Origin of the sequence: Ornithinibacillus sp. 4-3 (genome assembly GCF_040958695.1) — a bacterium.
Classification (GTDB): Bacteria; Bacillota; Bacilli; order Bacillales; family Amphibacillaceae; genus CALAMD01.
Genome location: NZ_CP162599.1, coordinates 3,128,613 through 3,154,655, shown reverse-complemented (window position 1 = coordinate 3,154,655; position 26,043 = coordinate 3,128,613). Strand labels below are relative to the sequence as shown.

At 42.0% G+C, this 26,043-nt stretch carries 34 protein-coding genes and 1 pseudogene; 34 read left to right on the top strand and 1 reads right to left on the bottom strand.

Translation table 11 applies throughout. The annotated features are described in order from the left end of the window. Positions 1-14: 14 nt before the first annotated feature. The 5 genes from AB4Y30_RS15425 to AB4Y30_RS15405 all read left to right on the top strand — a co-directional run bounded on the left by AB4Y30_RS15425 (position 15) and on the right by AB4Y30_RS15405 (position 4,219). Entirely contained in the window at positions 15-233 is a 219-nt protein-coding gene (locus tag AB4Y30_RS15425; protein ID WP_000682242.1) for a hypothetical protein, read from the top strand. Then, on the top strand, positions 208-531 hold the full coding sequence (locus AB4Y30_RS15420; RefSeq protein WP_000034851.1) for a hypothetical protein: 324 nt from the start codon (positions 208-210) through the stop codon (positions 529-531). Before AB4Y30_RS15425 ends, AB4Y30_RS15420 begins: the two co-directional genes overlap by 26 nt. Further along, positions 524-1,660, top strand: a complete 1,137-nt coding sequence (locus tag AB4Y30_RS15415) for a DUF2800 domain-containing protein (protein ID WP_368653068.1) — start codon at positions 524-526, stop codon at positions 1,658-1,660. Before AB4Y30_RS15420 ends, AB4Y30_RS15415 begins: the two co-directional genes overlap by 8 nt. Before the next feature lie 4 nt (positions 1,661-1,664). Next, a complete protein-coding gene (locus AB4Y30_RS15410; RefSeq protein WP_368653067.1) occupies positions 1,665-2,213 on the top strand; it encodes a DUF2815 family protein in 549 nt (182 codons plus the stop codon). A gap of 71 nt (positions 2,214-2,284) precedes the next feature. Beyond that, entirely contained in the window at positions 2,285-4,219 is a 1,935-nt protein-coding gene (locus AB4Y30_RS15405) for a DNA polymerase (protein WP_368653066.1), read from the top strand. 284 nt (positions 4,220-4,503) lie between these two features. Here the strand turns inward: AB4Y30_RS15405 and AB4Y30_RS15400 are convergent, their stop codons facing one another. Then, complete coding sequence (locus tag AB4Y30_RS15400) at positions 4,504-5,103, bottom strand: TetR/AcrR family transcriptional regulator (protein ID WP_368653065.1); 600 nt, start codon at positions 5,101-5,103, stop codon at positions 4,504-4,506. Between the two features lie 103 nt (positions 5,104-5,206). Here AB4Y30_RS15400 and AB4Y30_RS15395 point away from each other — a divergent pair, with 103 nt between their 5' ends. The 29 genes and pseudogenes from AB4Y30_RS15395 to AB4Y30_RS15255 all read left to right on the top strand — a co-directional run bounded on the left by AB4Y30_RS15395 (position 5,207) and on the right by AB4Y30_RS15255 (position 26,043). Beyond that, positions 5,207-5,920, top strand: coding sequence for a GAP family protein (locus AB4Y30_RS15395; protein WP_368653064.1), 714 nt, complete (start codon positions 5,207-5,209; stop codon positions 5,918-5,920). 25 nt (positions 5,921-5,945) lie between these two features. Then, entirely contained in the window at positions 5,946-6,164 is a 219-nt protein-coding gene (locus AB4Y30_RS15390; RefSeq protein WP_368653063.1) for a hypothetical protein, read from the top strand. Between the two features lie 384 nt (positions 6,165-6,548). Further along, a complete protein-coding gene (locus tag AB4Y30_RS15385; protein ID WP_341300543.1) occupies positions 6,549-7,301 on the top strand; it encodes a phage antirepressor KilAC domain-containing protein in 753 nt (250 codons plus the stop codon). Further along, entirely contained in the window at positions 7,301-7,735 is a 435-nt protein-coding gene (locus AB4Y30_RS15380) for a DUF4406 domain-containing protein (protein ID WP_368653062.1), read from the top strand. Before AB4Y30_RS15385 ends, AB4Y30_RS15380 begins: the two co-directional genes overlap by 1 nt. Beyond that, positions 7,732-8,709: a virulence-associated E family protein gene (locus AB4Y30_RS15375; RefSeq protein WP_368653061.1), complete on the top strand. Its 978-nt coding sequence runs from the start codon at positions 7,732-7,734 to the stop codon at positions 8,707-8,709. The genes AB4Y30_RS15380 and AB4Y30_RS15375 overlap by 4 nt, the downstream gene beginning before the upstream one ends. Further along, positions 8,691-10,097, top strand: coding sequence for a VapE domain-containing protein (locus tag AB4Y30_RS15370; protein WP_368653060.1), 1,407 nt, complete (start codon positions 8,691-8,693; stop codon positions 10,095-10,097). The genes AB4Y30_RS15375 and AB4Y30_RS15370 overlap by 19 nt, the downstream gene beginning before the upstream one ends. A 219-nt stretch (positions 10,098-10,316) precedes the next feature. Next, positions 10,317-10,601 carry a VRR-NUC domain-containing protein gene (locus AB4Y30_RS15365; protein ID WP_368653059.1) on the top strand — a complete coding sequence of 95 codons (285 nt, stop codon included), beginning with the start codon at positions 10,317-10,319 and terminating at the stop codon, positions 10,599-10,601. Further along, a complete protein-coding gene (locus tag AB4Y30_RS15360) occupies positions 10,579-11,058 on the top strand; it encodes an HNH endonuclease signature motif containing protein (RefSeq protein WP_257415085.1) in 480 nt (159 codons plus the stop codon). Before AB4Y30_RS15365 ends, AB4Y30_RS15360 begins: the two co-directional genes overlap by 23 nt. After that, positions 11,055-12,420: pseudogene (locus tag AB4Y30_RS15355) on the top strand (SNF2-related protein). Before AB4Y30_RS15360 ends, AB4Y30_RS15355 begins: the two are co-directional and overlap by 4 nt. Beyond that, positions 12,420-12,638 carry a hypothetical protein gene (locus tag AB4Y30_RS15350; protein ID WP_254904789.1) on the top strand — a complete coding sequence of 73 codons (219 nt, stop codon included), beginning with the start codon at positions 12,420-12,422 and terminating at the stop codon, positions 12,636-12,638. Before AB4Y30_RS15355 ends, AB4Y30_RS15350 begins: the two are co-directional and overlap by 1 nt. Further along, positions 12,635-13,045: a DUF1492 domain-containing protein gene (locus tag AB4Y30_RS15345; RefSeq protein ID WP_035150326.1), complete on the top strand. Its 411-nt coding sequence runs from the start codon at positions 12,635-12,637 to the stop codon at positions 13,043-13,045. The genes AB4Y30_RS15350 and AB4Y30_RS15345 overlap by 4 nt, the downstream gene beginning before the upstream one ends. A gap of 154 nt (positions 13,046-13,199) precedes the next feature. Then, positions 13,200-13,559 carry an HNH endonuclease gene (locus AB4Y30_RS15340; protein WP_048718009.1) on the top strand — a complete coding sequence of 120 codons (360 nt, stop codon included), beginning with the start codon at positions 13,200-13,202 and terminating at the stop codon, positions 13,557-13,559. A gap of 111 nt (positions 13,560-13,670) precedes the next feature. Further along, positions 13,671-14,222, top strand: coding sequence for a P27 family phage terminase small subunit (locus tag AB4Y30_RS15335; protein ID WP_368653058.1), 552 nt, complete (start codon positions 13,671-13,673; stop codon positions 14,220-14,222). 17 nt (positions 14,223-14,239) lie between these two features. Then, a complete protein-coding gene (gene metK / locus AB4Y30_RS15330) occupies positions 14,240-15,421 on the top strand; it encodes a methionine adenosyltransferase (protein WP_368653057.1) in 1,182 nt (393 codons plus the stop codon). Beyond that, positions 15,396-16,637 (top strand): site-specific DNA-methyltransferase, encoded by a 1,242-nt coding sequence (locus AB4Y30_RS15325; RefSeq protein ID WP_265446332.1) that lies wholly within the window; start codon positions 15,396-15,398, stop codon positions 16,635-16,637. Before metK ends, AB4Y30_RS15325 begins: the two co-directional genes overlap by 26 nt. Positions 16,638-16,738: 101 nt before the next feature. Next, entirely contained in the window at positions 16,739-17,527 is a 789-nt protein-coding gene (locus AB4Y30_RS15320) for a virulence protein (RefSeq protein ID WP_368653056.1), read from the top strand. Beyond that, positions 17,527-17,754 (top strand): DUF4314 domain-containing protein, encoded by a 228-nt coding sequence (locus tag AB4Y30_RS15315; RefSeq protein ID WP_019155121.1) that lies wholly within the window; start codon positions 17,527-17,529, stop codon positions 17,752-17,754. Before AB4Y30_RS15320 ends, AB4Y30_RS15315 begins: the two co-directional genes overlap by 1 nt. A gap of 135 nt (positions 17,755-17,889) precedes the next feature. Continuing rightward, entirely contained in the window at positions 17,890-18,789 is a 900-nt protein-coding gene (locus AB4Y30_RS15310; protein WP_368653055.1) for an amidoligase family protein, read from the top strand. 38 nt (positions 18,790-18,827) lie between these two features. Beyond that, positions 18,828-19,286, top strand: coding sequence for a gamma-glutamylcyclotransferase family protein (locus AB4Y30_RS15305; protein ID WP_368653054.1), 459 nt, complete (start codon positions 18,828-18,830; stop codon positions 19,284-19,286). Continuing rightward, positions 19,279-19,467 (top strand): DUF5049 domain-containing protein, encoded by a 189-nt coding sequence (locus tag AB4Y30_RS15300; protein WP_012102988.1) that lies wholly within the window; start codon positions 19,279-19,281, stop codon positions 19,465-19,467. Before AB4Y30_RS15305 ends, AB4Y30_RS15300 begins: the two co-directional genes overlap by 8 nt. Positions 19,468-19,555: 88 nt before the next feature. Next, on the top strand, positions 19,556-21,160 hold the full coding sequence (locus AB4Y30_RS15295) for a terminase large subunit (protein ID WP_368653053.1): 1,605 nt from the start codon (positions 19,556-19,558) through the stop codon (positions 21,158-21,160). A gap of 51 nt (positions 21,161-21,211) precedes the next feature. After that, entirely contained in the window at positions 21,212-22,456 is a 1,245-nt protein-coding gene (locus tag AB4Y30_RS15290; protein WP_368653052.1) for a phage portal protein, read from the top strand. Further along, positions 22,457-23,146 carry a head maturation protease, ClpP-related gene (locus tag AB4Y30_RS15285; protein ID WP_368653051.1) on the top strand — a complete coding sequence of 230 codons (690 nt, stop codon included), beginning with the start codon at positions 22,457-22,459 and terminating at the stop codon, positions 23,144-23,146. A 19-nt stretch (positions 23,147-23,165) separates the two neighbouring features. Further along, entirely contained in the window at positions 23,166-24,359 is a 1,194-nt protein-coding gene (locus AB4Y30_RS15280) for a phage major capsid protein (protein ID WP_368653050.1), read from the top strand. Positions 24,360-24,371: 12 nt separating this feature from the next. After that, a complete protein-coding gene (locus tag AB4Y30_RS15275; RefSeq protein ID WP_100330407.1) occupies positions 24,372-24,584 on the top strand; it encodes a head fiber protein in 213 nt (70 codons plus the stop codon). A 26-nt stretch (positions 24,585-24,610) separates the two neighbouring features. Further along, positions 24,611-24,931 carry a head-tail connector protein gene (locus tag AB4Y30_RS15270; protein WP_018664393.1) on the top strand — a complete coding sequence of 107 codons (321 nt, stop codon included), beginning with the start codon at positions 24,611-24,613 and terminating at the stop codon, positions 24,929-24,931. A 1-nt stretch (position 24,932) separates the two neighbouring features. Next, positions 24,933-25,268: a head-tail adaptor protein gene (locus AB4Y30_RS15265; RefSeq protein ID WP_368653049.1), complete on the top strand. Its 336-nt coding sequence runs from the start codon at positions 24,933-24,935 to the stop codon at positions 25,266-25,268. Between the two features lie 5 nt (positions 25,269-25,273). Beyond that, the gene (locus tag AB4Y30_RS15260; protein WP_061129992.1) at positions 25,274-25,705 is read left to right on the top strand and encodes an HK97-gp10 family putative phage morphogenesis protein; all 432 of its coding nucleotides are present in this window, start codon (positions 25,274-25,276) and stop codon (positions 25,703-25,705) included. After that, positions 25,702-26,043 carry a hypothetical protein gene (locus tag AB4Y30_RS15255; RefSeq protein WP_169187901.1) on the top strand — a complete coding sequence of 114 codons (342 nt, stop codon included), beginning with the start codon at positions 25,702-25,704 and terminating at the stop codon, positions 26,041-26,043. The genes AB4Y30_RS15260 and AB4Y30_RS15255 overlap by 4 nt, the downstream gene beginning before the upstream one ends.

Here is a 26,043-nt window from a genome sequence, read left to right as displayed (position 1 = left end):
AAGAGGTGAAGAACATGAAACACAACTTAAAAATCAGTGTTTCAAAAACTCCACAATCTGGCGGGATTGTTTCCTGTCGTAATGTCACCATAAGGGAGCGTTTCCTCCGTTTCTTACTTGGTGATAAGCAGAAACTGACTATCCTTGTTCCGGGTGACACCGTACAGGAACTCGCCATTAGTGAGATTAAGGAGGGAGGATTAAACCATGAGCAAAATCAAACTACTTCTTGATGTGGTTTCAGATATGCGCTCTTTGGCAGACAGCATACAAGCGGTTGCCGATGCAATGGCGGGCAATGAACCTGTCGAAGCAAAAGAGCCGACTTCACCTGTAAAAGAACCTGCGCCAAAGAAAAAGGAGATCACTCTAGAGGAAGTAAGAGCAAAACTCGCTGAAAAGAGTCAAGCCGGTCTTACTGCCCAAGTGAGAGAAATCATCCAAAAATACGGTGGCTCTAAATTAAGCGAAGTTGACCCGAAACATTATGCAGATATGTTGAAAGATGCGGAGGTACTAGGGAATGAGTGATCACGCAGTACTTTCCGCATCGGGGTCCCATAGGTGGCTGAATTGCCTTCCATCTGCAAGATTGGAACTAGAATTTGAAAATAACGAATCCAATGCAGCTGCTGAAGGCACCGCCGCCCATGCTCTTTGTGAACATAAACTTAAAAAAGCACTTCACATGAGAAGTAAGCGTCCTGTTTCAACTTATAACAACGATGAGATGGAAGAACACAGCGATGCTTATGTGGAATTTGTAATGGAGCAGTTTGAACTGGCAAAACAAAGCTGTACGGACCCGTTAATACTTATTGAACAACGTCTTGATTTTTCCTGCTATGTACCACAGGGGTTCGGAACTGGTGACTGCATCATCATTGGCGATAAAAAGCTTCATATTATCGATTTTAAGTATGGCATGGGTGTGTTAGTAGATGCGGTGGATAATCCGCAGATGAAATTGTATGCCCTTGGTGCTTTGGAAATCTACGATAGCCTGTATGATATCGAGGAGGTTTCCATGACCATCTTCCAACCCCGCAGGGAAAATGTCAGTACATGGACAATCCCGGTAAAGGAATTAAAAGACTGGGCAGAAAACGAGCTGAAGCCAAAGGCGAAAAAGGCCTATGAAGGCGAAGGTGACTACCTTCCAGGTGAATGGTGTACATTCTGCCGAGCGGCTGTTAAATGCCGTGCAAGAGCAGAAGAAAAGCTGAAATTAGCACAGATGGAATTTAAACTGCCACCCCTGCTTACAGATTCTGAAATTGAGGAAGTTCTCTCTAAATTGTCCGACCTTACAAAGTGGGCAAATGAAATCATTTCTTATGCTACGGATGCCGCCGTTAATCACGGGAAAGAGTGGCACGGTTTTAAGGTAGTTGAGGGTAGGTCTATCCGTAAATATAAGGACGAAGAGGCTGTGGCTGAAGCAGCCAAGGCAAACGGCTATAAAGATATTTACCGTCAGAGTCTCATTACCCTTACGGAAATGCAGAAGCTGATGGGTAAGTCGAAATTTCAAGAAATCCTCGGTGGTCTCATACATAAACCACCAGGTAAGCCAACGCTGGTTCCACTTTCGGATAAGCGGCAGGCTATGAATATATCAAACGTAAAAAACGAATTTAACGAGATAACGGAGGAATAGGAATATGAATAATCAAAACAGAACGAAGGTTGTTACAAGCGTCAACACACGTCTTAGCTACTTTCACGGCTGGGAGCCGGTATCCATCAATGGCGGAGCGGAAAAGTACAGCGTATCCGTATTGATTCCCAAAACAGATAAGGAAACTATCAATGCTATCAATGCAGCAGTAGATGCAGCCATTGAAGAGGGCCTTGCAAAGTTTGGTGGTAAAAAGCCGAATAAGGCTGCTATCAAACTGCCACTTCGAGATGGTGACGTAGAACGTGATGACGAGGCTTACAAAGGACATTACTTTGTAAATGCCAACAGCAAGACTCCACCCCAAATAGTAGATAAAGCAGTCAGACCTATCTTGGATCGCGACGAGGTTTACAGTGGTTGTTATGCAAGAGTATCCCTGAATTTCTATGCTTTTAACTCTAATGGCAATAAGGGTGTAGCTTGTGGTCTTGGCAACATCCAAAAGATAAGAGATGGGGAGCCTTTAGGCGGAAGAAGCAATGCGGCTGATGATTTCACAACTATTGAAGATGATGATTTTCTGGCATAAGGAATAAATACAGACGAGGTGGTGGAGGTTGTTCTTCTGCCACCTCGTTTGCATTGGAAAGGGCGGTTTACATGAATTCTATTTCTATTGATATTGAAACATTTAGTAGTGCCAACCTTCAAAAGTCTGGAGTTTACCGTTATGCAGAGAGTGATGATTTTGAAATTCTACTATTTGGGTATTCGGTGGATGGCGGTGAAGTACAGGTGGTTGACCTTGCCAGTGGGGAGGAAATCCCCGATGAAATCATAAACGCACTTATGGATGATTCCGTTACCAAGTGGGCTTTCAATGCAATGTTTGAGCGTGTGTGTCTATCAAAATGGCTTAACCTGGCAGATTATCTTGATCCTGCATCCTGGAAATGTTCCATGATATGGTCGGCATATATGGGATTACCTCTTTCTTTGGAGGGAGTTGGTGCAGTTCTAGGTTTGGAGAAACAAAAGTTAACAGAGGGTAAAGACCTCATTAAATATTTCTGTACACCTTGCTCCCCTACTAAATCAAATGGTGGTCGAGTTCGTAATCTGCCAGAACATGACATGGATAAATGGGAGCGGTTTAAAGCATATAACCTTCGTGATGTGGAAGCCGAGATGTTTATACAACAGAAATTATCTAAGTTTCCGATGCCTGAGAACATCTGGGAGGAATATCATCTCGACCAGGAAATCAATGATCGTGGCATTGCCATTGACATGACTTTCGTAAAACAGGCTGTTGCAATAGATGAACATTCCCGTGAAAAGCTAATGGCTTTAATGCAGGATATAACCAATTTGGAGAATCCAAATTCTGTACAACAAATGAAAGACTGGCTTGCCGATAACGGGCTAGAAACAGATACCCTTGGTAAAAAAGCGGTTGCTGAGATGTTAAAGACAGCACCTGAACCACTAGGCACTGTTTTGGAACTTCGTCAGCAGCTTGCGAAATCATCGGTGAAAAAATACACTGCAATGGAGAATGCGGTATGTAGTGACGGTCGTGCAAGAGGAATGTTTCAGTTTTACGGAGCCAATAGAACCGGTAGATTCTCTGGCAGGCTGATTCAGTTACAAAATCTCCCCCAAAATCATATGTCTGATTTGGAACAGGCTCGTGCTTTAGTTCGAAGTGGAAATTTTGATGCACTTACTTTGCTCTATGATTCTATCCCAGAGGTACTGTCGGAACTTATCCGCACTGCTTTTATACCACGAGAAGGTATGAAGTTCATTGTGGCAGATTTTTCAGCAATTGAGGCTCGCGTCATTGCTTGGCTTGCAGGTGAAAAATGGAGAATGGGTGTATTCCAAAACGGCGGAGACATCTACTGTGCCAGTGCCTCTCAGATGTTTAATGTACCTGTTGAAAAGCATGGTGTGAATGGCCACCTTCGTCAGAAGGGAAAAATTGCTGAACTTGCTCTCGGTTACGGAGGCTCTGTTGGAGCTTTAAAATCAATGGGTGCTTTGGAGATGGGAATTGAAGAAGAGGAACTGCAACCCCTTGTAACAGCCTGGAGGCGGTCCAATCCCAATATTACAAAACTCTGGTGGAAAGTAGACCGAGCAGTAAAAACTTGTGTGAAGCAAAAAACTCCCACAGAGACACACGGCATTAAATTTATCTATCAAAGAGGGATGCTCTTTATTGTTCTTCCTTCTGGCAGACGGCTTGCCTATGTGAAACCTCGTATGGGAGAGAATATGTTTGGCGGTGAGTCGGTTACTTATGAAGGGGTCGGTGGAACGAAGAAATGGGAAAGAATCGAAAGCTACGGTCCCAAATTTGTAGAGAATATTGTTCAAGCAATCAGTCGTGACATTTTGTGTCATGCCATGCAGACATTAAAGAATTGTTCCATTGTGGCTCATGTACACGATGAAATTATCATCGAGGCAGATATGGGGACGTCACTTTCCGCTATCTGTGAACAGATGGCTAAGATACCAACATGGGCAAATGGCCTGTTGCTTAGTGCTGATGGTTATGAGTGTCAGTTTTATCAAAAAGATTAAATTAATTGGTAATCGGATAATCGTGTGGGAGGAGGTTAAAAGACCTTCAATTTTTAAATAATGAAAACAGGATAGCACTTATTTTATGACCGGTACGTGCTATCTTGTTTGTTTAATAAACGCTCCATTTTTGTGGAATAAAGGGTTAAAATTCGAATCTTGAAGAAATATAGTGAAAGAACCGATTTTGACTCCTCTCTCTATAAAGTTAATAATAAATCAAGGGGTAAGACTAAATCTATTAAAAACACATGGGACAATAATTGATACATCGACCGATTAGCTTAATTGATTTTATTGCAGAGTGTCTCTAAATGATAACGAATAACTTCCTTCACCTTTTCTGGAGAGTATACATCAGGTCTTAATAAAGCATGAATCGACAATCCCTCTATTAATGCCGTTAACCTACTCTTTTCTAATTCTGCATTCATTGAATCTGATAATACGCCTTTTAGAGCTAAGATTTCAATCATTGAATTTGCTAATTCATATGTACCGTCCGTTATTTCATCTTTTTTGTCCTTTATTGTATCACTTGTAAGTGAACGTAATGCAAGAATCCACCAAACACTCGTTTCAATTTTCTTTTCTTCATCTATTGGTACTAGCTCTAATAAAACTTCTTCTACTGCCTGCACTGGGTTTTCTGACCATTCTTTATTGTGAGAACGTTTTTTCCCTTCTTCTAAGTAGTAATTCATAATAAATAATAACATTTCATCTTGAGTTGAAAAATAATGTCTTAACGCACCAGAAGACATCCCTGCCTCAGCTGCAACTCTTCGTATAGACGCTTTCTCAACCCCTTCTTTTCTAATAATATTCCATGCAGCCTCAGCAATTTGTTTGCGCTTTTCATCATGATCAACAATTTTTGGCATTATAAAAATCACTTCCTTTATTTAGCGCAGTGTGTTATTATCTTTTTGTAGCACGATGTGTTAAATAGATAATACCACAACATTTAAAGGAGGACTAGTTTGTTTGATCGAAACTATTGAAGCATTGATGCCTTCTTCATCATTAGACATTTCTTCAGCATTAATGATTATTTCTTTGTGTGCTTTAATTGATATTTTAAGTCCCGGTGTACTGACTGTAACAGCCTATTTATTACTGACACAACCGAATCAGTTATCTTCTCGTTTATTTGTGTTTTTATTCATCACGCAGTTAGGCTATTTCATCACGGGTTTATTACTCTACTTTGGTGGAAATTCATTATTGAAGAGAATAGAACAATTGTCTCAGTTTGACTTTATCAATTGGTTTTATATCCTACTTGGAGCAGTTCTTGTTCTAATAAGCTTCAGTAAACCAAAAGAGACTACAAAAAAACGTTTAATTTCATTTATCCCCAAAAATACAACAATTAAAGGGATGATTATACTAGGAATCATTGTTTTCCTAATTGAATTTGTAACGGCATTGCCTTACTTTTATTCAATCTTTTTAATGAATCATCAAACAATTGAGACTACACCTGCTATCTTAATAATAATTGGATACAATCTAGTAATGGTGCTTCCTTCTCTATTACTGTTAGGGGTTAATATTATATTTAAAGAAAGATTGCAACAAATTCTTGTTAAAATGAGGTCAAAATTAAATGAAGCTCCAATCTCTTCACTCTTGGTAGCGACAGGAGTCATAGGTGCAGTTTTTTTTAATATCGGTCTTAGAGGCATATTAAATTAGAAAAAATATTAAAGAGGTGTTCATCATGAAAGAAATTATCAGTGGACTCAGCCTACTTTTTATTATTCAGGGAGTAGGAGGATTAATCAATCATTTGACTAATGGAGGAAAAAGTTGGTTTTTAGTAAATTATATTGATGCGTTTCAAGGGTTTGAAATCGTTTTGGACATTGTATTTATTGCAGTTGGTGGAATCATAGCTTTAGCCACTCGTAAAATAACATCAAGTAAAAGCAATAAGTGAATGATGTAAAATAAAAAATACAGAGTGAGAATTTCTCGCTCTGTATTTTTTATTTTAATTGATTCTCCTCGAGGCTCTACCAACCTTACTCATCCAGGTCATAGATAAAATATGATACCAAAATGATTGTTTTCCTCTTCTCTTATTAGCTCCAAATCCTATAGGCCTATTACAGTTTACGTTACCATTTTTTGTTCATCAATCTAGTCCGTTTGTAAAAGTAGAAAATTACTGAATCAGCTTTTAAATCTATTTTACATACACAAATTTCGAACAAAAATCCGGATGTATAATTTATTTTTTCAAAATCCTCAACAATCATTACCTCCTGTGGCTATTAGGTAGAGGAACTTTCCTCTGACTATATTGCAGGAGGTAATTCGTATGGACGAATTAGTAAAAATCAATTATGAAAATCAACGACCAACCGTACTCGGTCGTGATTTACATGAAGCCTTGGAAGTAAAAACACCTTATGATAAATGGTTTCCAAGAATGTGTGAGTACGGATTTGAGGAAGGGGCGGACTTTTCGACATTTCTGTCGGAAAGTACAGGTGGAAGACCAGCTATAGACCATCAGTTAACAATCGACATGGCAAAAGAGCTATGCATGATACAACGAACTCCAAAAGGGAAAGAGTGCCGTCAATACTTTCTTGAAATAGAAAGAAGATGGAATTCCCCAGAAGCAATCATGGCAAGGGCACTTCAGATTGCCAATCAACAGCTAACTCAACTAAGGAAACAAAATAAAGTGCTTGAAGGTACGGTTGCTGTTCAGAATCAGCAAATTGCAGAAATGAAACCGAAAGTGTCTTATTACGATGTGGTTTTAAATTGCAAAGACCTCATTTCCACATCAGCAATCGCCAAAGATTACGGTAAGTCAGCTATTTGGATGAACCGCTATCTCAATAAAAAGGGCATCCAATTTAAACAAGGCGGCATTTGGCTTTTATATCAGAAGTATGCGGAAAAAGGTTACACCAGCACTAAGACTCATAGCTACCTTGGCAGTAACGGGCAACAGCATACAAAGGTCCATACATACTGGACTCAAAAAGGCAGACTCTTCATTTACGAACTTATGAAGGCAGACGGTATTTTGCCTCAGATAGAAATGGAGGGTGCGTAATGGGAATTAACAAATTCAATCATGAAGGATACCATGACCCAACTCCCCATGAAGCACTGACCAACATAATGAGAAAGGAAAAGGCAGAGAAAAAATCTGCCTTTAAGCCGCTTATATATATCTGTTCTCCTTATTCAGGTGATGTAGAAGAAAATGTTAAAAAGGCTCGTAGCTTTTGCAGGTTTGCCTTGGAAAGTAATTGTATTCCGATTGCTCCCCACCTTATGTTTCCGCAGTTTATGAATGATGAAAACCCAGAGGAAAGGGAGCTTGCCATATTCATGGATATCGTACTCATGGGCAAATGCTCGGAAGTCTGGGTGCTAGGCAATACCATCTCAAGCGGTATGGCAAGGGAGATTGAAATAGCCAAGAAACGCAGACAAACTGTCAGATATTTTAGTCCGGAGCATGAGGAGGTCGAAAGTTTATGAAAATTGCAGTGGGCAACAGCCGGATGGACAGGAAATGGAAAAACAAAGATATCTCCTGGGAGGATTTTTGCTCCCGTGTAAAGACAACCCAACGTACCACAGAAACGGTAGAAGAATATCGGAAACTTAAAAAAGGTCAGCAAGATGATATCAAAGATGTTGGTGGCTTTGTCGGAGGACATTTAAAAGAAGGAAGACGAAAGAAGGGCAATGTTCTCTGCCGTTCTTTGCTTACCCTTGATATGGATTACGGTAGACCGGATATCTGGGAACAAATCAGTATGCTTTTCGATTTCAAATATTGCGTTTACTCCACTCATAAGCATACACCGGAAAATCCGAGACTCAGGCTTATCGTTCCACTTGCTCGTGAGATCAGTGAAGAAGAATATGCAGCCGTTGGACGTATGGTGGCAAAAGAAATCGGTATTGACCTTTTCGATGATACGACATATGAAGCTCATCGCCTTATGTATTGGCCATCTACTTCCTCTAATGGTGAATTTGTCTACGAAGAGCAGGATGGAGCATTACTTGACCCGGATGTTTATCTTTCAAAATATGAAAACTGGCGAGATACATCAACTTGGCCCGTATCAAGCAGGCAGTCTGAAGTTATTAATCGCAGTCTTAAAGATCAAGCAGATCCGCTTTCAAAGGAAGGTGTGGTAGGAACTTTCTGTCGCTCCTATTCCGTTCGTGAAGCAATCGATAAATTTTTAGGTGCAGTTTATGAACCATCTGCTATGGAAGGTCGATATGACTATATTCCAGCTGACAGTAGTGCGGGTGTGATTATCTATGATGATAAATTTGCATACAGCCACCATGCTACTGACCCAGCAAGCGGCCTGCTTCTTAATGCTTTTGATCTCGTTCGTATTCATAAATTCGGCTCTTTAGATGATAGAGCTTCCACTACTACGGCTCCTGGCAGGATGCCGTCTTTTGTGCAATGTGCGAGTTTGCTATAAAAGATGAAGCGGTAAAAGCTGAGTTCGCAAAGGAGAGACAGGCTCAGGCTGAAGAGGAGTTTAGTGCTGAGGATTGGCAGACAGGTTTGGAACTGGATAAGCAAGGTCGGATAAAAGACACATTGGATAACATTGTCTTGATTATTCGGCATGATGAGGAATTACAACATATCGCTTTCAATTGCCACCGTGATGGGATCGATGCCAAAGGTGGTCTGCCTTGGGAACAGATCAAGGCTGGTTGGAATGATTCGGATAACGCGCTTCTTAAGGTGTACTTAAGCAGTAAATACGGAGTCTATTCCCCTACCAAGACCAAAGATGCTGTGTTAGCTGTAGCGTCAGAACGAGCCTACCACCCTGTTAAGGAGTATCTCGACTCACTGCCAAAATGGGATGGTATTAGTCGAGTAGAAAATCTACTCATTGATTATTTCGGTGCAACAGATAATTCCTACACAAAGGCAATTATTCGCAAAACGATGGTTGCAGCGGTAGCCCGTATTTATAGACCAGGCACAAAGTTTGATAGTGTTCTTATCTTAAATGGTCCTCAAGGCATCGGTAAATCAACCTTCTTTGCTAAGCTTGCCGGAGATTGGTTTTCAGACAGTTTGACCATTACGGACATGAAAGATAAATCAGGTGCTGAAAAACTTCAAGGATATTGGTTGTTGGAACTCGGTGAGCTTGCAGGAATGCGTAAGACGGATGTGGAGATTGTGAAGTCCTTTATTTCGAGGGCTGATGATAAGTACCGTGCCAGTTATGGTGTCAACGTGGAAAGCCATCCCCGTCAATGCGTAATTGTAGGTTCTACCAATGCAGAAAGCGGATTTCTTCGGGATATTACAGGCAACCGCAGATTCTGGCCAGTCCGTATTAGCGGAAACAGTAAAAAGAAAGCTTGGCAGATGACCAAAGAGGAAGTACAGCAGATTTGGGCAGAGGCTCTAGTGCTTTATGAGAATGGAGAAAAACTCTACCTTGAAGGTGATGATGTATCCATGGCAACTAGTGAACAGGCAGATGCCATGGAAACAGATGAACGAGAAGGACTAGTTCGTACTTACTTGGATACGCTCTTGCCGGATGATTGGGACACGATGTCTTTGTACGAGCGTAGAAATTTCCTTGGCGGTAGCGAATTTGGCGGCGGCACCCGGGTTGGAACAGTACAAAGAACCCTTGTCTGCAATATGGAAATTTGGTGTGAGTGTTTTGGTAAAGAGGCATCAATGCTAAAGCCTTCAGATTCCTATGCCATCGGTGCCATTATGAGAAAGATCAGTGAGTGGAACAAGTACACTGGGAACAAGAATGGTGTTGTGACGTTTCCTGTCTACGGAAAGCAACGAGCTTATTCCCGAGTCGAGGAACAACGCTAAGTTGTACCTTACATTGTTCCCATCCTGGTTCTTTCCCTAAAGTTAGTAATGATAAGGAAAATCAACGGTTCGGAACAAGTGGAACAAGAAGTATCCTATTTATTTATAAATAGTAAAAAGAAGTAATAGTAGCCTGTGCATACACGTATACACGCGCGTATAGGAAAATTGGGTCAAAGTTGTTTTCTTGTTCCGAGCCTTTTTATATGGGAGGTATTTATGCTTGAAAAATATATAGAAAAGAAACTGGTGGCTGAGGTAAAAAAGATGGGAGGCATTGCTGCGAAGTTTGTTAGTCCGGGTTTAGATGGGATGCCAGACCGCCTAGTGCTTTTACCATATGGGAAGATGGCTTTTGTGGAATTAAAGGCTCCCGGAAAGAAACCTCGCCTGTTACAGATTAGAAGAATAAAGCAATTACAGAAGTTAGGCTTTACCTGCTATGTCATTGATGATGTTGAGCAGATTGGAGGGATACTGGGTGAAATTAACAATTCCTTGTGACTGGTGTGGAATAGAAATACCACGTTACCCATCCCAAATAAAGCGTTTTAATTTCTGTTGCCGCAAATGTCTAGCTGATTATAGTAACAAAACAAGAAACCCTGAAGGATACAAGAAATTAAAGGACTATACAAAAATGAGTGAACATCTTTCTAAGCTTAATCAAGAAATAAATCCATCTAGAATGACTCCACAGACACGACAAAAACTACGTGATTCTCGGTTAGGTTCAGGTAATGGAGTTACGTATGCAAAATATTTTGGTGTTCATGAACATCGGGTTGTTGCAGAAAAGCTACTGGGTAGAGCACTGACTGATGAAGAAGTGGTTCATCATGTTGATGGTAATAAAAGAAATAATGATCCAGAGAATCTAATGGTGCTTCCATCGCAGTCAGAACACGCAAAGTTACACATGAGAGAACGGGTCTTTTGGAATGGGGGTGATGCCCAATGAAGTTCATACCACACAATTATCAGAAATTCGCAATTGACCACATTTTAAATCATTCGGTTTCTGCATTATTTTTGGATATGGGCTTGGGTTGACAAAACTGTCATTACTCTAACGGCTATATTTGACTTATGTCTTGATAGTTTTGAAATTGGAAAGGTTCTGGTCATTGCCCCACTTCGAGTAGCAAGGGATACTTGGCCAGCTGAGATAAACAAATGGGAGCATTTAAAAGGACTGGAGTTTTCGGTAGCCATCGGCACAGAACAGGAGCGATTGGCGGCTCTTAGAAAACCTGCAAGTGTCTATCTTATAAATAGAGAAAATGTGGACTGGTTGGTAAACAAAAGTGGCATTCCTTTTAATTATGACATGGTGGTCATTGATGAATTGTCATCTTTTAAGTCCTATGGAGCAAAAAGATTCAAGAGTTTACTAAAAGTCAGACCTAGAGCGAAACGCATCGTGGGTCTTACGGGTACTCCATCCAGTAACGGCTTGATGGATTTGTGGGCAGAGTTTCGTATTCTCGACATGGGTAAAAGACTCGGCAGATACATAACTCACTACCGCAATTCATTCTTTACTCCAGATAAACGCAATCAGCAAATCGTATTTTCATATAAACCATTGCCAGGTGCTGAAGATGCCATATATCGGCTCATTTCGGATATCACCATTTCCATGAAATCAGTGGATTTTCTGAAAATGCCAGAGTGCGTGATCAATGAAGTACCTGTGTATCTAAATGACAAAGAACAATCCGTATATGATCACTTTCGTGAAGAGATGGTTCTTGAATTTGCTGATGAAGAAATAGATGCCATGAATGCAGCTGTCCTTTCAGGTAAACTTCTGCAAATGGCAAATGGTGCGATCTATGATGATGATAAAAACTCTCATATTATCCACGACCGCAAGCTAGATGCTCTTGAGGATTTAATTGAAGGTGCTAACGGCAAACCTGTGCTTATTGCCTATTGGTATAATCACGATTTAGAGCGTATTAAGGCAAAATTCAATGTCAGAGAAATTAAAACATCCAAGGATATCAAGGACTGGAACAACGGTGATATTTCTGTGGCGGTTATCCATCCTGCATCAGCAGGACACGGTCTCAATTTACAAAGTGGTGGTTCAACACTTATTTGGTTTGGTCTTACCTGGAGTCTAGAGCTCTATCAGCAAACAAATGCAAGACTTTGGAGACAAGGACAAAATGAAACGGTGGTTATCCATCACATTATTACTAAAGGCACGATTGATGAAGATGTGATGAGAGCCTTGAAACAAAAGGAAAAGACACAGTCCGATCTTATTAACGCTGTCAAAGCAAATCTGGGGAAAGCGAGGAATGTAGTATGATGGATGCATTTGAAAAACTGGCAAATGCCATTATTTTACAGGCGGTCAAGGATTATCGTTTTGCTTTGAAAAGACTAGCAAAATACCCTCGCAATGATTCTGCTAGATATACGAAACGTGAGATTGAGCGTTTCTTTCATTCCGGGTATTTCAATACCCTGACATCCCTCGATCCTGAGATGCTAATTAAAAAGCTACATGAGGAGGTGGTGCGATGACGGCAAAGGAATTCTTGAAACAAGCATATCGCTTAAATGAGCTGATTAATTCCGATCTAGAGGAGTTGCAAAATCTAAGGGAACTCTCAAGAAGTGTTTCATCTCCTGTTCTTGAGGAAAAAGTCAGTAAAACAAAAAGTACTGATCCACCTTTTGAAAAATATGTGATAAGAATAGTAGATTTGGAGAAGCAGATACAACAAGAGGTGGAACGTTTAATAAAGCTGAAGTCAGATATTCGTGAAGCGATTAACCAGATGGAAAACGTAGATGAGAAGCTGCTTCTTCGCTACCGCTACATTAACTTTCTTAACTGGGAAGAAATCTGTGTCAACCTTAATGTTTCTATGAGAACTGTGCATAGACTTCACTCATCAGCCTTGCAGCATTTAAAGGTGCCTAAATAAAAGTTGGCACACTTTGGCACAGGTTGGCATACGATGACACTGTTTGTCCGTAGTGAAAGCTATATAATGGTAGTATGGAATATTAATAAACAGTAGCCTTCACGGGAGCATTTCTCCTGCGAGGGCTTTTTCTATGGGCAAAAGGAGGTGTAGTATGCCAAGGAAACCTAAGCGACCATGCTCTTATCCTGGTTGTCCAGAGCTGACTGACAGACGTTTTTGTGAAGAACATGCTAAAAAAGAAGCCGCACGGTATGAAAAGTATGACCGCGATCCAGCAACCCGTAAGCGATATGGCCGTGCATGGAAAAGAATACGTGACCGTTACATTGCGGCTCATCCTCTTTGCGAGGAGTGTAAACGGCAAGGAAAGCTGACCCCAGCAACCGAGGTGCATCACATTCTTCCTCTTGCAAGAGGTGGAACTCATGATAGAAGCAATCTGATGTCCCTTTGTACTTCCTGTCACTCTACCATCACTGCAAAAGATGGAGACCGTTGGGGAACCCGGTAGGGGGAATTAAATCTCTACAGCTTATTGATTGTGCAACGGGCGTGGGGTAACGCGTGAAAATTCGCGGTTTCAAACGGGGTAATAGGCCCATCGACGAAAAGAGGTGAGTGAATGGCCAAAGATGGAACAAATCGTGGCGGCGCCCGTATAGGCTCCGGTCAAAAGAAGAAACCACTTGCTGACAAAATTGCAGAGGGAAACCCTGGTAAAAGAAAGCTTGAAGTCGTTGAGTTCCAAAATACTGCTGACCTGAAGGGGCAGGAAATGCCAAAGCCAAGGGCCATGCTCTCAGCGGTGCAAAAGGACGGGAAAACCCTAGTAGCCAGCGAGATTTATGAAATTACTTGGAAATGGCTTGAGGAGCGAGGCTGTGCCCATTTGGTGCTCCCACAGCTTCTAGAACGATATGCCATGAGTGCGGCCAGATGGATACAGTGTGAGGAGGCGATAACTGAGTTTGGCTTTCTTGCCAAGCATCCAACTACCGGCAATGCTATTCAAAGTCCTTATGTAGCTATGAGTCAGAACTTTATGAGTCAGACAAACAGATTGTGGATGGAGATTTATCAAATCGTTAAAGAGAATTGTGCTACAGAGTATTCTGGTTTAAACCCACAGGACGATGTGATGGAGCGACTGCTATCTGCCCGCAGAGGAAAATAAAGATGAGGAGATATGTAATGAGTAAAAGATATTTAACAGCTGAAAGTGTATGTGCTGGACATCCTGATAAACTATGCGACATCATAGCAGATAGCATTTTAGAAGCATGTTTACGTAAAGACAAAGCATCACGTGTCGCTTGTGAGGTAATGGCAACCAAAGGGAAAATTATCGTGGCGGGCGAAATCTCCTGCAGCGAGAAAATAGACATCCGATACATTGTTAGGAATGTCCTTAAAGAGGTTGGATACAACCCTCTTAAATTCTTGATTTATGTATTTGTACACAAACAAAGTGTAGATATTGCAACTGGCGTGGATACTGCACTGGAAGTAAGAAATGGGATAAACGAACAGTATGGTTCGATAGGTGCTGGAGACCAAGGAACTGTGTATGGCTATGCTACAAAGGAAACGGGAGAAATGCTTCCCCTACCCCTTGTACTATCTCACAGGATTGTAAAGAGACTGGATGATTGCCGAAAAGGGAAACTGATAAAAGGTATACACCCAGATGGTAAAGCACAGGTGACGGTGGAATATGAAGGGGACACTCCAGTGCGAATAAAGACTATCGTGATATCGGTACAGCATGATAAGAATAAAACACAGGAAGAACTAAAGACAGATATCCTTAACAATGTCCTATGGCAGTGCTTTGAGGATTTCCCATTTGATGATGAAACAGAACTTCTCATTAACCCCTCTGGTAGATTTGTCGAAGGTGGTCCCGCTGCCGATACAGGCTTAACTGGTAGAAAAATTATGGTTGATACCTATGGAGGACTTGCATCCCATGGAGGTGGCGCACTTAGTGGTAAAGACCCCACCAAAGTTGATCGAAGCGGTGCCTATATGGCTCGGTACATTGCAAAGCATATCGTCTGGTGTGGTTATGCAAAGAGATGTGAAGTTAGTATATCCTATGCAATAGGTAAGGCAAATCCTGTAGCCTTTTCTGTAAATACCCTTGGCACAGGTATTGTTTCTGACGAAATATTAACTCTTGCTGCACAGGAGATTTTCAATTTAAGACCTGCGGCAATCATAGAGAAGTTGCGTCTAAGGTATGTGATTTACTCTGATACAGCTGTTTATGGTCACTTTAATAGTTGTCTATTCCCGTGGGAGGATGTAAATAAGTATAGTGAATTTAGAAAGGCGGTGGAAAAGTATGTTGATAGAGAAGATAAAGACTAAACAACTCATCCCCGCTGAATATAACCCAAGAAAGGATTTAAAACCGGGTGATCCGGAATATGAGAAACTAAAACGCTCCCTTGAGGAGTTTGGATATGTAGAACCCGTAATATGGAATAAGACCACAGGCAGAGTCATCGGAGGTCATCAGCGTTTGAAAATCCTGCTGAGTATGGGCATGGATGAGATAGAATGCGTAGTTGTTGAAATGGATGAGCAAAAGGAGAAGGCGCTGAACATTGCACTAAATAAAATAAGTGGTGATTGGGATAAAGACAAATTAGCACTTCTCATCACGGACTTAAATGCTTCAGACTTTGATGTGTCTTTGACAGGTTTTGACCCAGGAGAGTTGGACGATCTTTTCAAGAATTCCCTTAAGGATAATATAAAAGAAGATGATTTCGATGTAGACAGCGAGCTGAAAAAGCCCGCTGTTTCGCATTTAGGGGATGTTTGGCTACTTGGGCAGCATCGATTAGTCTGCGGAGACAGTACAAAGAAAGACACCTTTGATGTCTTGATGGATGGGAAAACTGCTAATTTGGTAGTTACGGACCCTCCATATAACGTTAACTATGAAGGCACCGCTGGAAAAATCAAAAATGACAATATGGCTAACGAAGCGTTCTACGATTTCCTGCTTGCAGCATTTCAGAACACCGAAGCAGCGATGGCAAAGGACGCTTCTATTTATGTATTCCATGCGGATACCGAAGGACTCAATTTTAGAAGAGCATTCTCTGATGCAGGATTTTATCTTTCCGGTACTTGTATATGGAAAAAGCAGTCCCTTGTTCTCGGTCGCTCTCCTTATCAATGGCAGCATGAGCCTATTCTCTTTGGGTGGAAAAAGAAAGGTAAGCATAACTGGTATTCAGACCGCAAGCAGACCACCATCTGGGAGTTTGAGAAACCGAAGAAAAACAGTGATCATCCTACGATGAAGCCAGTTGCACTTGTGGCCTACCCTATTTTGAATTCAAGCCTTTCTAATTGTATCGTGCTTGATCCTTTTGGTGGTTCAGGAAGCACACTGATTGCCTGTGAGCAGACAGATAGAATCTGTTACACCATTGAACTGGATGAAAAGTACTGTGATGTTATTGTGAAAAGGTATATTGAGCAAGTTGGAAACTCAGACGGTGTGTTTCTTTTAAGAGATGGTTCGAAAATAAGATATTGTGACCTGCCAGACGTTGCTACCGCCGATTAATGGAACAGTATTTTCTACAGAAAGATGCTCTAAATGACTTGATATTAACAGCCTTTAGAGTGATATATGTATGTACCGAAAATAGAAAGGCGGTATAAAAAATGCAGATAAACTATAATGTCACAGGAGCAAAAAGAAAAGAGCTAGTCAATGCAATCAGCCAAAAACTGAATGCTCCTGCAAGATATCTTGGAGCACCTACATTTGCATATGAGGTGGCAGACTACAACATTGACAAAAACGGGGTAGTCAGAGGACCAGATAATTCTGAACTGGTTAATGATCTATTAGGCCTTCATGACTTTAAGGCGGTTACAGTAGAATTTGACACACCAATTCCAGCAGCAGAGCCTGTTCTTGAAAATATTCAAGTTCCCAATGAAGCGGCTCTTGGGGGTAGGGAAAGTCCAAATAGTGATTACGAAGAACCTCCCGTATACAGCGAATCAAATGAAACCGAAGAAGCTATTAGTTTGATTATTCAAATGCCGAGGGAGGGTTTTAGCGAAACTGCACTTGGTAACCTAAAAGGATTGGTAGAAAGCAAAGAAACCCTTATAAAGAAAGCACTTGATACTGACTCTATTCCCATTATCATAAATGAGGAATTTATAACCTTCCCTTGGTTCCAGAGTGAGTGCTCCGCAGAGGAGGTTAAGGCTTATACCCACTTTGTAACAGCACTTTGTGAAATGGCAAAGAAGCAGACCCGCGTCAACTCGACCGAGAAATCAGTGGAGAATGAAAAGTACGCTTTCCGTTGTTTACTTCTAAGACTTGGCTTTATCGGGCCAGAATACAAAACAGAACGAAAAATTCTCCTCTCCAAACTGTCGGGTAGCTCTGCCTTCAAAAGCGGAAGTGCCAAGCATGAGGAGGTGAGTGAATAATGAATATCATTCATCCAGAAATGCTAAAGCAACTTAGAAGTTATTACACTCCAGGAACTCGTGTCATGCTACTTAAGATGAATGACCCTTATACCAAGCTTCAGCCAGGAGATAAAGGTACGGTTACTAGTGTTGATGATATGGGAACTATCCACGTCAGTTGGGATTCAGGCAGTTCCCTTGGAGTGGTTTTTGGAGAGGATTTATGCAAGAAAATCGAAGAATAAAAATACACATTTTAAGCCCAATATGGCAGTAAATATGTAGATTTGTATTGCAGAATTGTCTTGCTATATAAGCCTTTTAGAGTGATATATGTACATGCCGAAAGGACAAACACACTTTAAAAGGAGCGAGACACGATGTTAAGTGCAAAATTCGGGATTGAGATTGAATTTACCGGGATTACAAGGGAAAGGGCGGCTAAAGTAGCTGCAGAGTTTTTGCAAGGCATTTACAGTGAAGGCGGGACATACTACGACACCAAGAAGGTAAAAACTCCAGATGGTCGAGTGTGGAAGTTTATGTACGACGGGAGCATCAATTGCCAAAGAAAAGAAGGTAGAAGAAAAGTAGCTGCAGGTAGAGATTATAGTGTTGAGCTGGTTAGCCCAATCCTAACATACTGGGAGGACATTGAAACTTTGCAGGAACTAGTAAGAAAGCTTCGCAAAGCTGGAGCCTTTACAAATACATCTTGCGGAATTCACATTCATCTAGACGGTGCTGAACATACCCCACGAAGCATTCGAAACTTTGTAAATATCATTGCAAGCAAAAACGACTTATTTTATAAAGCACTTCAGATTGCACCGCAGAGAATGAATTACTGCAAAAAGATGGATAGCATTTTGGTTGAGAAGATAAACCGTAAAAAGCCTAAAACCATGAGACAAATTGAGGACATTTGGTACGAGGGCTACAGCGAGAGTAGAAGCACTCATTACCACAACAGCCGCTACCATTTCCTCAACCTTCACAGCTTTTTTACCGGAAACCATACAGTTGAACTTAGAGGATTCAATAGCGAACTTCATGCAGGAAAGATAAGAAGCTACATTGTTCTAGCACTTGCCATCAACCACCAAGCCTTAACACAAAAGTGCGCATCAGCAAAGAAACCGCAGGTGGAAAACGAGAAATTTGCCATGAGAACCTATCTAAACCGGATTGGTTTCATTGGGGATGAATTTGCAAACTGCAGAGAACATTTGACAGCAGCACTTTCGGGTTCAGCTGCATGGCGGTTTCGGGCGGCCTGAGCTGCCCCTAACCCACAAAGCTAAGAAGGAGGATTACAATGAAGAATAAATTATACCTTGCCTATGGCTCCAACCTTAATCTAAAGCAAATGGCCGACAGATGCCCCACAGCGAAGGTGGTAGGAGCAAGCCAAATTAATGACCACCGCCTATTATTTAGAGGGGCACACGCGGGTGCTGTGGCGACAATCGAGCCTTTTGAGGGTGGCAACGTACCAGTTTTAGTTTGGGAGATTACACCGACCGATGAAGCGGCACTTGACCGTTACGAGGGATGGCCGTTCCTTTATCGAAAGGAAACAATAAAAGTGAAGTTGGGAAGCAAAACCGTCAAGGCGATGGTCTACATCATGAATGATGGTAGACCGCTTGGACAGCCGAGTTGTTATTATTACAGTACAATTTTAGAAGGCTATAAGAGTGCGGGCTTCGATGTGGAAATTCTGCGCAAAGCTACAATTGATTCAATAGAATCGGAGGAGGTAGCCAATGAATGAGATAATTAAGCAACAAATCCTTTCCATCCGAGAAAGTGGAGTCACAAATATGTTTGATGTGGACCGAGTACAGTATGAGGCAAATGAACGAGGGTTTTATGAATTGGTAGTCTATTTAATAGACCATAAAGCAGAATATGCCCATTTCATACTGACGGGTGAAGTGGATATAAAGAAATAACTAAATCTAAATAGGATAGAGAAAAGGGCTTCATCTATAGGATTGAGGCTCTTTTCTTATGTCCTTTTCCATAAAAGGGGCGGTGTATATGCGGAAACTGAAGAAATATAAGCCGACCGCCTTTATAGCTGAAGGGTCATATTACGATAAGGACGCTGCTGATTACGCTGTGGCTTTTATAGAAGCACTCTCCCATACGAAAGGTTCATGGGCAGGCAAGCCTTTTGAACTTATCGATTGGCAGGAGCAAATTGTCCGTGATTTATTCGGTATCTTAAAACCTAATGGATACCGTCAGTTTAACACGGCTTATATAGAAATACCTAAAAAGATGGGAAAAAGCGAGCTTGCAGCAGCAATCGCACTTCTCCTCACTTGTGGAGATGGTGAAGAACGAGCAGAGGTATACGGTTGTGCCGCAGATCGCCAGCAGGCATCAATTGTATTTGAAGTAGCAGCCGATATGGTGCGGATGTGTCCAGCGCTGAATAAACGAGTAAAGTTGCTTGCTTCAACTAAGCGATTGGTGTACCTGCCGACCAACAGCTTCTATCAGGTATTGTCGGCTGAAGCCTACTCCAAACACGGCTTCAATATACATGGTGTTGTTTTTGATGAACTTCATACTCAGCCAAATCGGAAACTATTTGATGTTATGACGAAAGGATCTGGGGATGCAAGGACCCAACCGCTGTATTTTCTTATCACCACTGCGGGGACGGATACTCAGAGTATCTGCTACGAAACACACCAAAAAGCGGTTGATATTATTGAGGGCAGAAAATACGATCCTACCTTTTATCCCGTAATCTATGGTGCCAAAGAAGAGGATGATTGGACAGATCCAAAAGTGTGGAAGAAAGCAAATCCAAGCTTGGGAATTACGGTGGGGATTGACAAGGTAAGGGCTGCTTGTGAAAGTGCAAAGCAGAACCCAGCTGAGGAAAATAGCTTCCGGCAATTGCGCTTGAATCAGTGGGTTAAACAGTCTGTCCGATGGATGCCAATGGCAAAGTGGGATGCCTGTGCATTTCCAGTTATACCAGAAAGTCTTGAAGGGCGGGTATGCTATGGAGGTCTTGACCTATCTTCTACAACAGACATTACAGCCTTTGTGTTGGTGTTCCCACCGGAGGATGAGACAGATAAATACATTGTTCTTCCGTATTTTTGGATGCCAGAGGACAACATTGACCTCCGAGTGCGAAGAGACCATGTGCAATACGATCTTTGGGAGAAGCAAGGGTATATTCTAACCACAGAAGGCAATGTAGTGCATTACGGCTACATTGAGCGGTTTATTGAGGAACTTGGAGAAAAGTATAACATTCGAGAGATTGCTTTTGACCGATGGGGAGCTGTTCAAATGGTTCAGAACCTTGAGGGATTAGGCTTTACCGTCGTTCCCTTCGGTCAAGGCTTTAAAGATATGTCACCACCAACCAAAGAACTGATGAAATTGACATTAGAAGAAAGAATAGCGCACGGTGGGCATCCAGTACTTCGTTGGATGATGGACAACATCTTTATAAAAACTGATCCGGCTGGCAACGTGAAGCCGGACAAGGAAAAAAGCACAGAAAAAATAGATGGTGCGGTAGCGACTATCATGGCACTTGACCGTGCCATCCGTTGCGGCTCAGGTAATAGTGGAGATTCGGTGTATGACGAGAGAGGTTTGATTATCTTTTAAACTTTAATAGTTAACACAATATTGCTAGTTTTTTATTCGGAGGTGACGCCTATGAATCTAATAAAAGGACTGTTTCGGTCAAGAGACAAACCGCAAAACCGTGTGGGCAGTGCATTTTCCTTCCTATTTGGTGGTACGTCATCTAGCAAAACAGTGAATGAGCGTACTGCAATGCAGGCAACAGCGGTGTATGCTTGCGTAAGGATACTAGCTGAAGCGATTGCCGGACTGCCACTTCATGTATATAGATATCGTTCTGATGGAGGTAAAGAAAGGATTCCTTTCCACCCGCTGTATTACCTTCTTCATGATGAACCAAATTCAGAGATGACTTCATTCGTATTTCGAGAAACACTGATGAGTCATCTTTTGCTTTGGGGAAATGCCTATGCACAGGTGGTCAGAAATGGTCGTGGGCAGGCAGTGGCTCTTTATCCCCTACTCCCCAACAAAATGGAAGTTAGCCGAGCAACTAATGGTGAGCTGGTCTACACCTATTACCGTGATACTGATGAAAGTGGCCTAAACCCAAAAGGTGGCTATGTCACACTCCGTAAAGATGAAGTTCTACACATACCTGGCTTAGGTTTTGATGGACTCATTGGCTATAGCCCAATTGCTATGGCGAAAAATGCAATCGGTATGTCACTTGCTACTGAAGAGTACGGTGCGGCATTCTTTGCCAATGGTGCTAATCCCGGAGGTGTGCTGGAACACCCAGGAGTAATCAAAGATATACAGAGGGTCAAGGATAGTTGGAATAGTGCCTACCAAGGCACAGGCAATGCTCACAAAATTGCTGTGTTGGAAGAGGGGATGAAGTTTCAAGCCATCGGCATCCCTCCAGAACAGGCTCAATTTCTAGAAACACGGAAGTTTCAAATTAATGAGATTGCGAGAATTTTCCGTGTGCCGCCCCATATGGTGGGAGATTTAGAGAAATCCAGTTTCTCCAATATTGAACAGCAGTCTTTGGAGTTTGTAAAATACACCCTTGATCCGTGGGTGGTGCGATGGGAACAAAGTCTCCAGCAATCGCTTATTTTGCCTTCTGAGAAAACTTCACTGTTTATCAAGTTCAATTTGGACGGTCTGCTTCGTGGTGATTACCAAAGTCGTATGAATGGCTACGCTACAGGTCGTCAAAATGGCTGGATGTCAGCCAACGATATCCGTGAACTGGAGGACATGAACAGAATACCAGCTGAGGAAGGTGGCGATTTATATCTGGTTAACGGAAATATGACAAAACTGGCTGACGCAGGTGCGTTTGCCAAAACCGAAGGAGGTCAGTAAATGAGGAAGTTTTGGAACTGGGTGCGAGATTCTGATGAAGAACGTACCCTCTATTTAAATGGAGTGATATCTGAAGAAACGTGGTGGGGGGATGAGGTTACACCTAAGATTTTTAAAGATGAATTGCTGGCAGGCACCGGCGATATTACGGTGTGGATTAATTCCCCTGGCGGTGATGTGTTCGCAGCAGCTCAGATTTATAACATGCTGATGGAGTATACCGGAAAAGTCACTGTAAAGATTGATGGGCTTGCGGCAAGTGCGGCTTCCGTTATTGCAATGGCTGGTGGAGATGTATATATGTCTCCTGTATCTATGCTTATGATTCATAACCCCTCAACAATTGCTATTGGTGACAGTGAGGAAATGTTGCGAGCAAAGGCTCTATTGGATGAAGTCAAGGAAAGCATTATTAATGCCTATGAGTTAAAGACGGGTCTGTCTCGAACAAAACTCTCTCATCTGATGGATGCAGAATCATGGATGAATGCAAATAAAGCCATTGAACTTGGTTTTGCAGACAAGATTATGTTCATGGAAAGTGAAACATCGGATTTGACGGATAGTCTTATCTTTAGCAGGATGGCAGTTACTAACTCGCTTATCAGCAAACTGCCAAAACAACCAAAACAGAAAACAGGTACACCCATTGAGTCGCTAGATAAGCGGCTTTCTTTAATTTCGCACTAATTTAAAGGAGGAAATAACAATGAGTAAAATTCTTGAATTGCGCGAGAAACGCGCTAAAGCATGGGACGCAGCAAAGGCATTTCTTGATTCAAAACGTGGCGGTGATGGACTGTTATCAGCTGAGGACACGACAACCTATGAAAAAATGGAAGCCGATGTGGTGGCTCTTGGTAAGGAAATTGAACGTTTGGAACGCCAAGCATCTATCGATTTGGAACTGTCGAAAGCAACCAGTAACCCAATTATGAATGAACCTACTAGAACTGGAGAAGAAAAGACTGGTCGTGCAAGTGCTGAATACAAAAAAGCTTTCTGGAATGCGATGCGTGACAATGTCAGCTATGAAGTAAGGAACGCTCTAAAGATTGGCACTGATTCTGAAGGCGGATTCCTTGTGCCAGATGAGTTTGAACGTACGCTAGTAGAAGCTCTGGAGGAAGAAAATATTTTCCGTAGACTGGCCAATGTAATCACGACATCTTCTGGTGACCGCAAGATTCCTGTTGTTGCAAGCAAAGGCACTGCAAGTTGGATCGATGAAGAGGGAGCTATACCAGAGAGTGATGACAGCTTCGGTCAAGTATCGATTGGTGCTTATAAACTAGCAACGATGATCAAAGTCTCTGAGGAACTGCTAAATGATTCCGTGTTTAATCTCGAAAGCTACATCACAAGAGAATTCGCCCGTCGCATTGGTAACAAGGAGGAGGAAGCCTTCTTCATAGGTGACGGTACAGGAAAGCCAACAGGAATTCTGAATGCTACTGGTGGTGGTCAAGTTGGGGTTACTGCGGCAAGTGCCACTGCCATCACTTTGGATGAGGTTTTAGATTTATTCTACAGTTTGAAAGCACCTTATCGTAATAAGGCCGTATTCGTAATGAACGATGCCACTATAAAGGCTATTCGTAAATTGAAAGACGGTAATGGGCAATACCTATGGCAACCTTCCATCCAAGCGGGAACACCTGATACGATTCTTAACCGCCCGCTGTATACCTCATCATATGTACCTACTGCTGAAGCAGGTGCAAAAACTGTGGTATTCGGTGATTTTAGTTATTACTGGGTGGCAGACCGTCAAGGACGAGTATTCAAACGATTAAATGAACTCTTTGCTGTCACAGGTCAAGTAGGGTTTATTGCTACACAGCGTGTTGATGGAAAGCTTATCTTGCCGGAGGCCGTTAAGGTACTCCAACAGAAGGCGTAACGGAGGTGCTTTATGAGTTATAACACGAAGAACTATACCGAACAAGGCGGAGAAAAAACTGTAATTGGCGGTGTTTTAGAAATTAAAGAGGGAGCCTCGGTTACGGGGCTTCCTGTTGCAGGAAACCAAGCAGACAGCACAGCCACCGATGTTGCTGGTTTAGTTACGGACTTTAATGCTCTGCTTGCCAAACTAAAAGCAGTGGGGCTTATGGAGACTGACTAAGGTGGAACGTAAAGGAGGTTGGTGGTATGGCAGTGGCAGATAATCTTTTGCCTAAAGTTAAAGCGAACTTAATTTTAACGCATGATCAGGATGATGCCCTCCTTATCGGATTTATCACTGCTGCAGTCTCATATGCACAGAGCTATCAGCACGTTCCTGAAGACTATTATGAAACCCATGCCATGCCTCCAACAACAGAACAAGCAGTGATCATGTTGTCGAGTCATTTCTATGAAAGTAGAGATGGCTCGACGGCAGGTTTCTTTGCTGATAGCGTACAGGCGGGACAACAAGTATGGAATACAGTGAACTTGCTTTTACGACTTGATCGAGAGTGGGGTGTTTAGTGTGAGCTTTGGGAAGATGAACACCTTTATCGATATCATTTGCACGATACCCACAAAGGATAAGGAAGGCTTCGCCACAAAAGATGACAACATACTCGCAAGTGTACTTGCTTACAAGGAAGATCGTCATGGCAGTGAGCGGTGGACGAATATGGCATCATTTTCATCTGCAACTTCTTTGTTTCGGTTTAGGAAAATTTATGGACTTAAGGTGACGAATGAAATGGTCATCGTCTGTGATGATGGTAGATATCAGATTTTAAGTGTTGAGGATGTAAGAAACCGAGGGATGTATGTCGAGGTTTTAGCCGAAAAGCTAGAACCAACTGTGAGGTGATGGATATGGCAAAAGCGAATATAAAGATGCCAGAAGAATTCCTTTTAAAGGTATCTCGATTAGCTGACCAGACCGATGTGATTCTTCCTAAGGTTTTGGAAGTTGGCGGTGAAGTGGTGCTGGATAAAGTTAAGGGAAATTTGAGCAAGGTGGTTGGCAAGGGCACGAAATATCCATCCAAAAGCACTGGCGAGTTGCTATCTTCATTAGGACTCTCGAGTGCAAAGCAGGATAGAAATGGTAACTTCAATGTAAAAGTTGGCTTTGCTGAGCCGCGATCTGATGGTGAGAGCAATGCTAAACTTGCCAGCATCATTGAATATGGCAAACATGGTCAGCCTGCAAAACCCTTCCTAAAGCCTGCGAGGAATGCATCTAGGAAACCTTGCATCAACGCAATGGTCGCCAAGCTGGAGGAGGAGATCGAGAAGATATGAATATTTTAGAGGAATTGAATACCCTTGTTTCCACTATACCGCTCCCCGTGGAAACTGGGGTTTTTTCAGGTTTGGCACCAGATGAGTATGTCGTGATTCTCCCTCTTTCGGATATTTTTGAAGTTCATGCGGATAACCGTCCAGGCTTTGATGTGCAGGAAGCGAGGATATCACTGTTCTCAAAAAATAACTACCTAGAGCAGAAAAGACAGCTCACAACTGCTTTAATAAATGCAGATTTTACTTTGACCGAACGAAGATATATCGGTCACGAGGATGATACTGGATATCATCATTATGCCATCGATGTGGCAAAAAACTATAGATTGGAGGAATAA

What these genes read in the sequence shown, in the direction of transcription:
- AB4Y30_RS15310 (WP_368653055.1), top strand. Translation starts at nt 17,890, where the DNA reads ATGTTAAGTGCAAAATTCGGGATTGAGATTGAATTTACCGGGATTACA.
- AB4Y30_RS15390 (WP_368653063.1), top strand. Translation starts at nt 5,946, where the DNA reads ATGAAAGAAATTATCAGTGGACTCAGCCTACTTTTTATTATTCAGGGA.
- AB4Y30_RS15285 (WP_368653051.1), top strand. Translation starts at nt 22,457, where the DNA reads ATGAGGAAGTTTTGGAACTGGGTGCGAGATTCTGATGAAGAACGTACC.
- AB4Y30_RS15320 (WP_368653056.1), top strand. Translation starts at nt 16,739, where the DNA reads ATGCAGATAAACTATAATGTCACAGGAGCAAAAAGAAAAGAGCTAGTC.
- AB4Y30_RS15315 (WP_019155121.1), top strand. Translation starts at nt 17,527, where the DNA reads ATGAATATCATTCATCCAGAAATGCTAAAGCAACTTAGAAGTTATTAC.
- AB4Y30_RS15420 (WP_000034851.1), top strand. Translation starts at nt 208, where the DNA reads ATGAGCAAAATCAAACTACTTCTTGATGTGGTTTCAGATATGCGCTCT.
- AB4Y30_RS15415 (WP_368653068.1), top strand. Translation starts at nt 524, where the DNA reads ATGAGTGATCACGCAGTACTTTCCGCATCGGGGTCCCATAGGTGGCTG.
- AB4Y30_RS15400 (WP_368653065.1), bottom strand. Translation starts at nt 5,103, where the DNA reads ATGCCAAAAATTGTTGATCATGATGAAAAGCGCAAACAAATTGCTGAG.
- AB4Y30_RS15375 (WP_368653061.1), top strand. Translation starts at nt 7,732, where the DNA reads ATGAAAATTGCAGTGGGCAACAGCCGGATGGACAGGAAATGGAAAAAC.
- AB4Y30_RS15345 (WP_035150326.1), top strand. Translation starts at nt 12,635, where the DNA reads ATGACGGCAAAGGAATTCTTGAAACAAGCATATCGCTTAAATGAGCTG.
- AB4Y30_RS15380 (WP_368653062.1), top strand. Translation starts at nt 7,301, where the DNA reads ATGGGAATTAACAAATTCAATCATGAAGGATACCATGACCCAACTCCC.
- AB4Y30_RS15370 (WP_368653060.1), top strand. Translation starts at nt 8,691, where the DNA reads ATGTGCGAGTTTGCTATAAAAGATGAAGCGGTAAAAGCTGAGTTCGCA.
- AB4Y30_RS15335 (WP_368653058.1), top strand. Translation starts at nt 13,671, where the DNA reads ATGGCCAAAGATGGAACAAATCGTGGCGGCGCCCGTATAGGCTCCGGT.
- metK (WP_368653057.1), top strand. Translation starts at nt 14,240, where the DNA reads ATGAGTAAAAGATATTTAACAGCTGAAAGTGTATGTGCTGGACATCCT.
- AB4Y30_RS15385 (WP_341300543.1), top strand. Translation starts at nt 6,549, where the DNA reads ATGGACGAATTAGTAAAAATCAATTATGAAAATCAACGACCAACCGTA.
- AB4Y30_RS15410 (WP_368653067.1), top strand. Translation starts at nt 1,665, where the DNA reads ATGAATAATCAAAACAGAACGAAGGTTGTTACAAGCGTCAACACACGT.
- AB4Y30_RS15425 (WP_000682242.1), top strand. Translation starts at nt 15, where the DNA reads ATGAAACACAACTTAAAAATCAGTGTTTCAAAAACTCCACAATCTGGC.
- AB4Y30_RS15270 (WP_018664393.1), top strand. Translation starts at nt 24,611, where the DNA reads ATGGCAGTGGCAGATAATCTTTTGCCTAAAGTTAAAGCGAACTTAATT.
- AB4Y30_RS15350 (WP_254904789.1), top strand. Translation starts at nt 12,420, where the DNA reads ATGGATGCATTTGAAAAACTGGCAAATGCCATTATTTTACAGGCGGTC.
- AB4Y30_RS15340 (WP_048718009.1), top strand. Translation starts at nt 13,200, where the DNA reads ATGCCAAGGAAACCTAAGCGACCATGCTCTTATCCTGGTTGTCCAGAG.
- AB4Y30_RS15255 (WP_169187901.1), top strand. Translation starts at nt 25,702, where the DNA reads ATGAATATTTTAGAGGAATTGAATACCCTTGTTTCCACTATACCGCTC.
- AB4Y30_RS15290 (WP_368653052.1), top strand. Translation starts at nt 21,212, where the DNA reads ATGAATCTAATAAAAGGACTGTTTCGGTCAAGAGACAAACCGCAAAAC.
- AB4Y30_RS15325 (WP_265446332.1), top strand. Translation starts at nt 15,396, where the DNA reads ATGTTGATAGAGAAGATAAAGACTAAACAACTCATCCCCGCTGAATAT.
- AB4Y30_RS15275 (WP_100330407.1), top strand. Translation starts at nt 24,372, where the DNA reads ATGAGTTATAACACGAAGAACTATACCGAACAAGGCGGAGAAAAAACT.
- AB4Y30_RS15295 (WP_368653053.1), top strand. Translation starts at nt 19,556, where the DNA reads ATGCGGAAACTGAAGAAATATAAGCCGACCGCCTTTATAGCTGAAGGG.
- AB4Y30_RS15305 (WP_368653054.1), top strand. Translation starts at nt 18,828, where the DNA reads ATGAAGAATAAATTATACCTTGCCTATGGCTCCAACCTTAATCTAAAG.
- AB4Y30_RS15260 (WP_061129992.1), top strand. Translation starts at nt 25,274, where the DNA reads ATGGCAAAAGCGAATATAAAGATGCCAGAAGAATTCCTTTTAAAGGTA.
- AB4Y30_RS15280 (WP_368653050.1), top strand. Translation starts at nt 23,166, where the DNA reads ATGAGTAAAATTCTTGAATTGCGCGAGAAACGCGCTAAAGCATGGGAC.
- AB4Y30_RS15405 (WP_368653066.1), top strand. Translation starts at nt 2,285, where the DNA reads ATGAATTCTATTTCTATTGATATTGAAACATTTAGTAGTGCCAACCTT.
- AB4Y30_RS15365 (WP_368653059.1), top strand. Translation starts at nt 10,317, where the DNA reads ATGCTTGAAAAATATATAGAAAAGAAACTGGTGGCTGAGGTAAAAAAG.
- AB4Y30_RS15300 (WP_012102988.1), top strand. Translation starts at nt 19,279, where the DNA reads ATGAATGAGATAATTAAGCAACAAATCCTTTCCATCCGAGAAAGTGGA.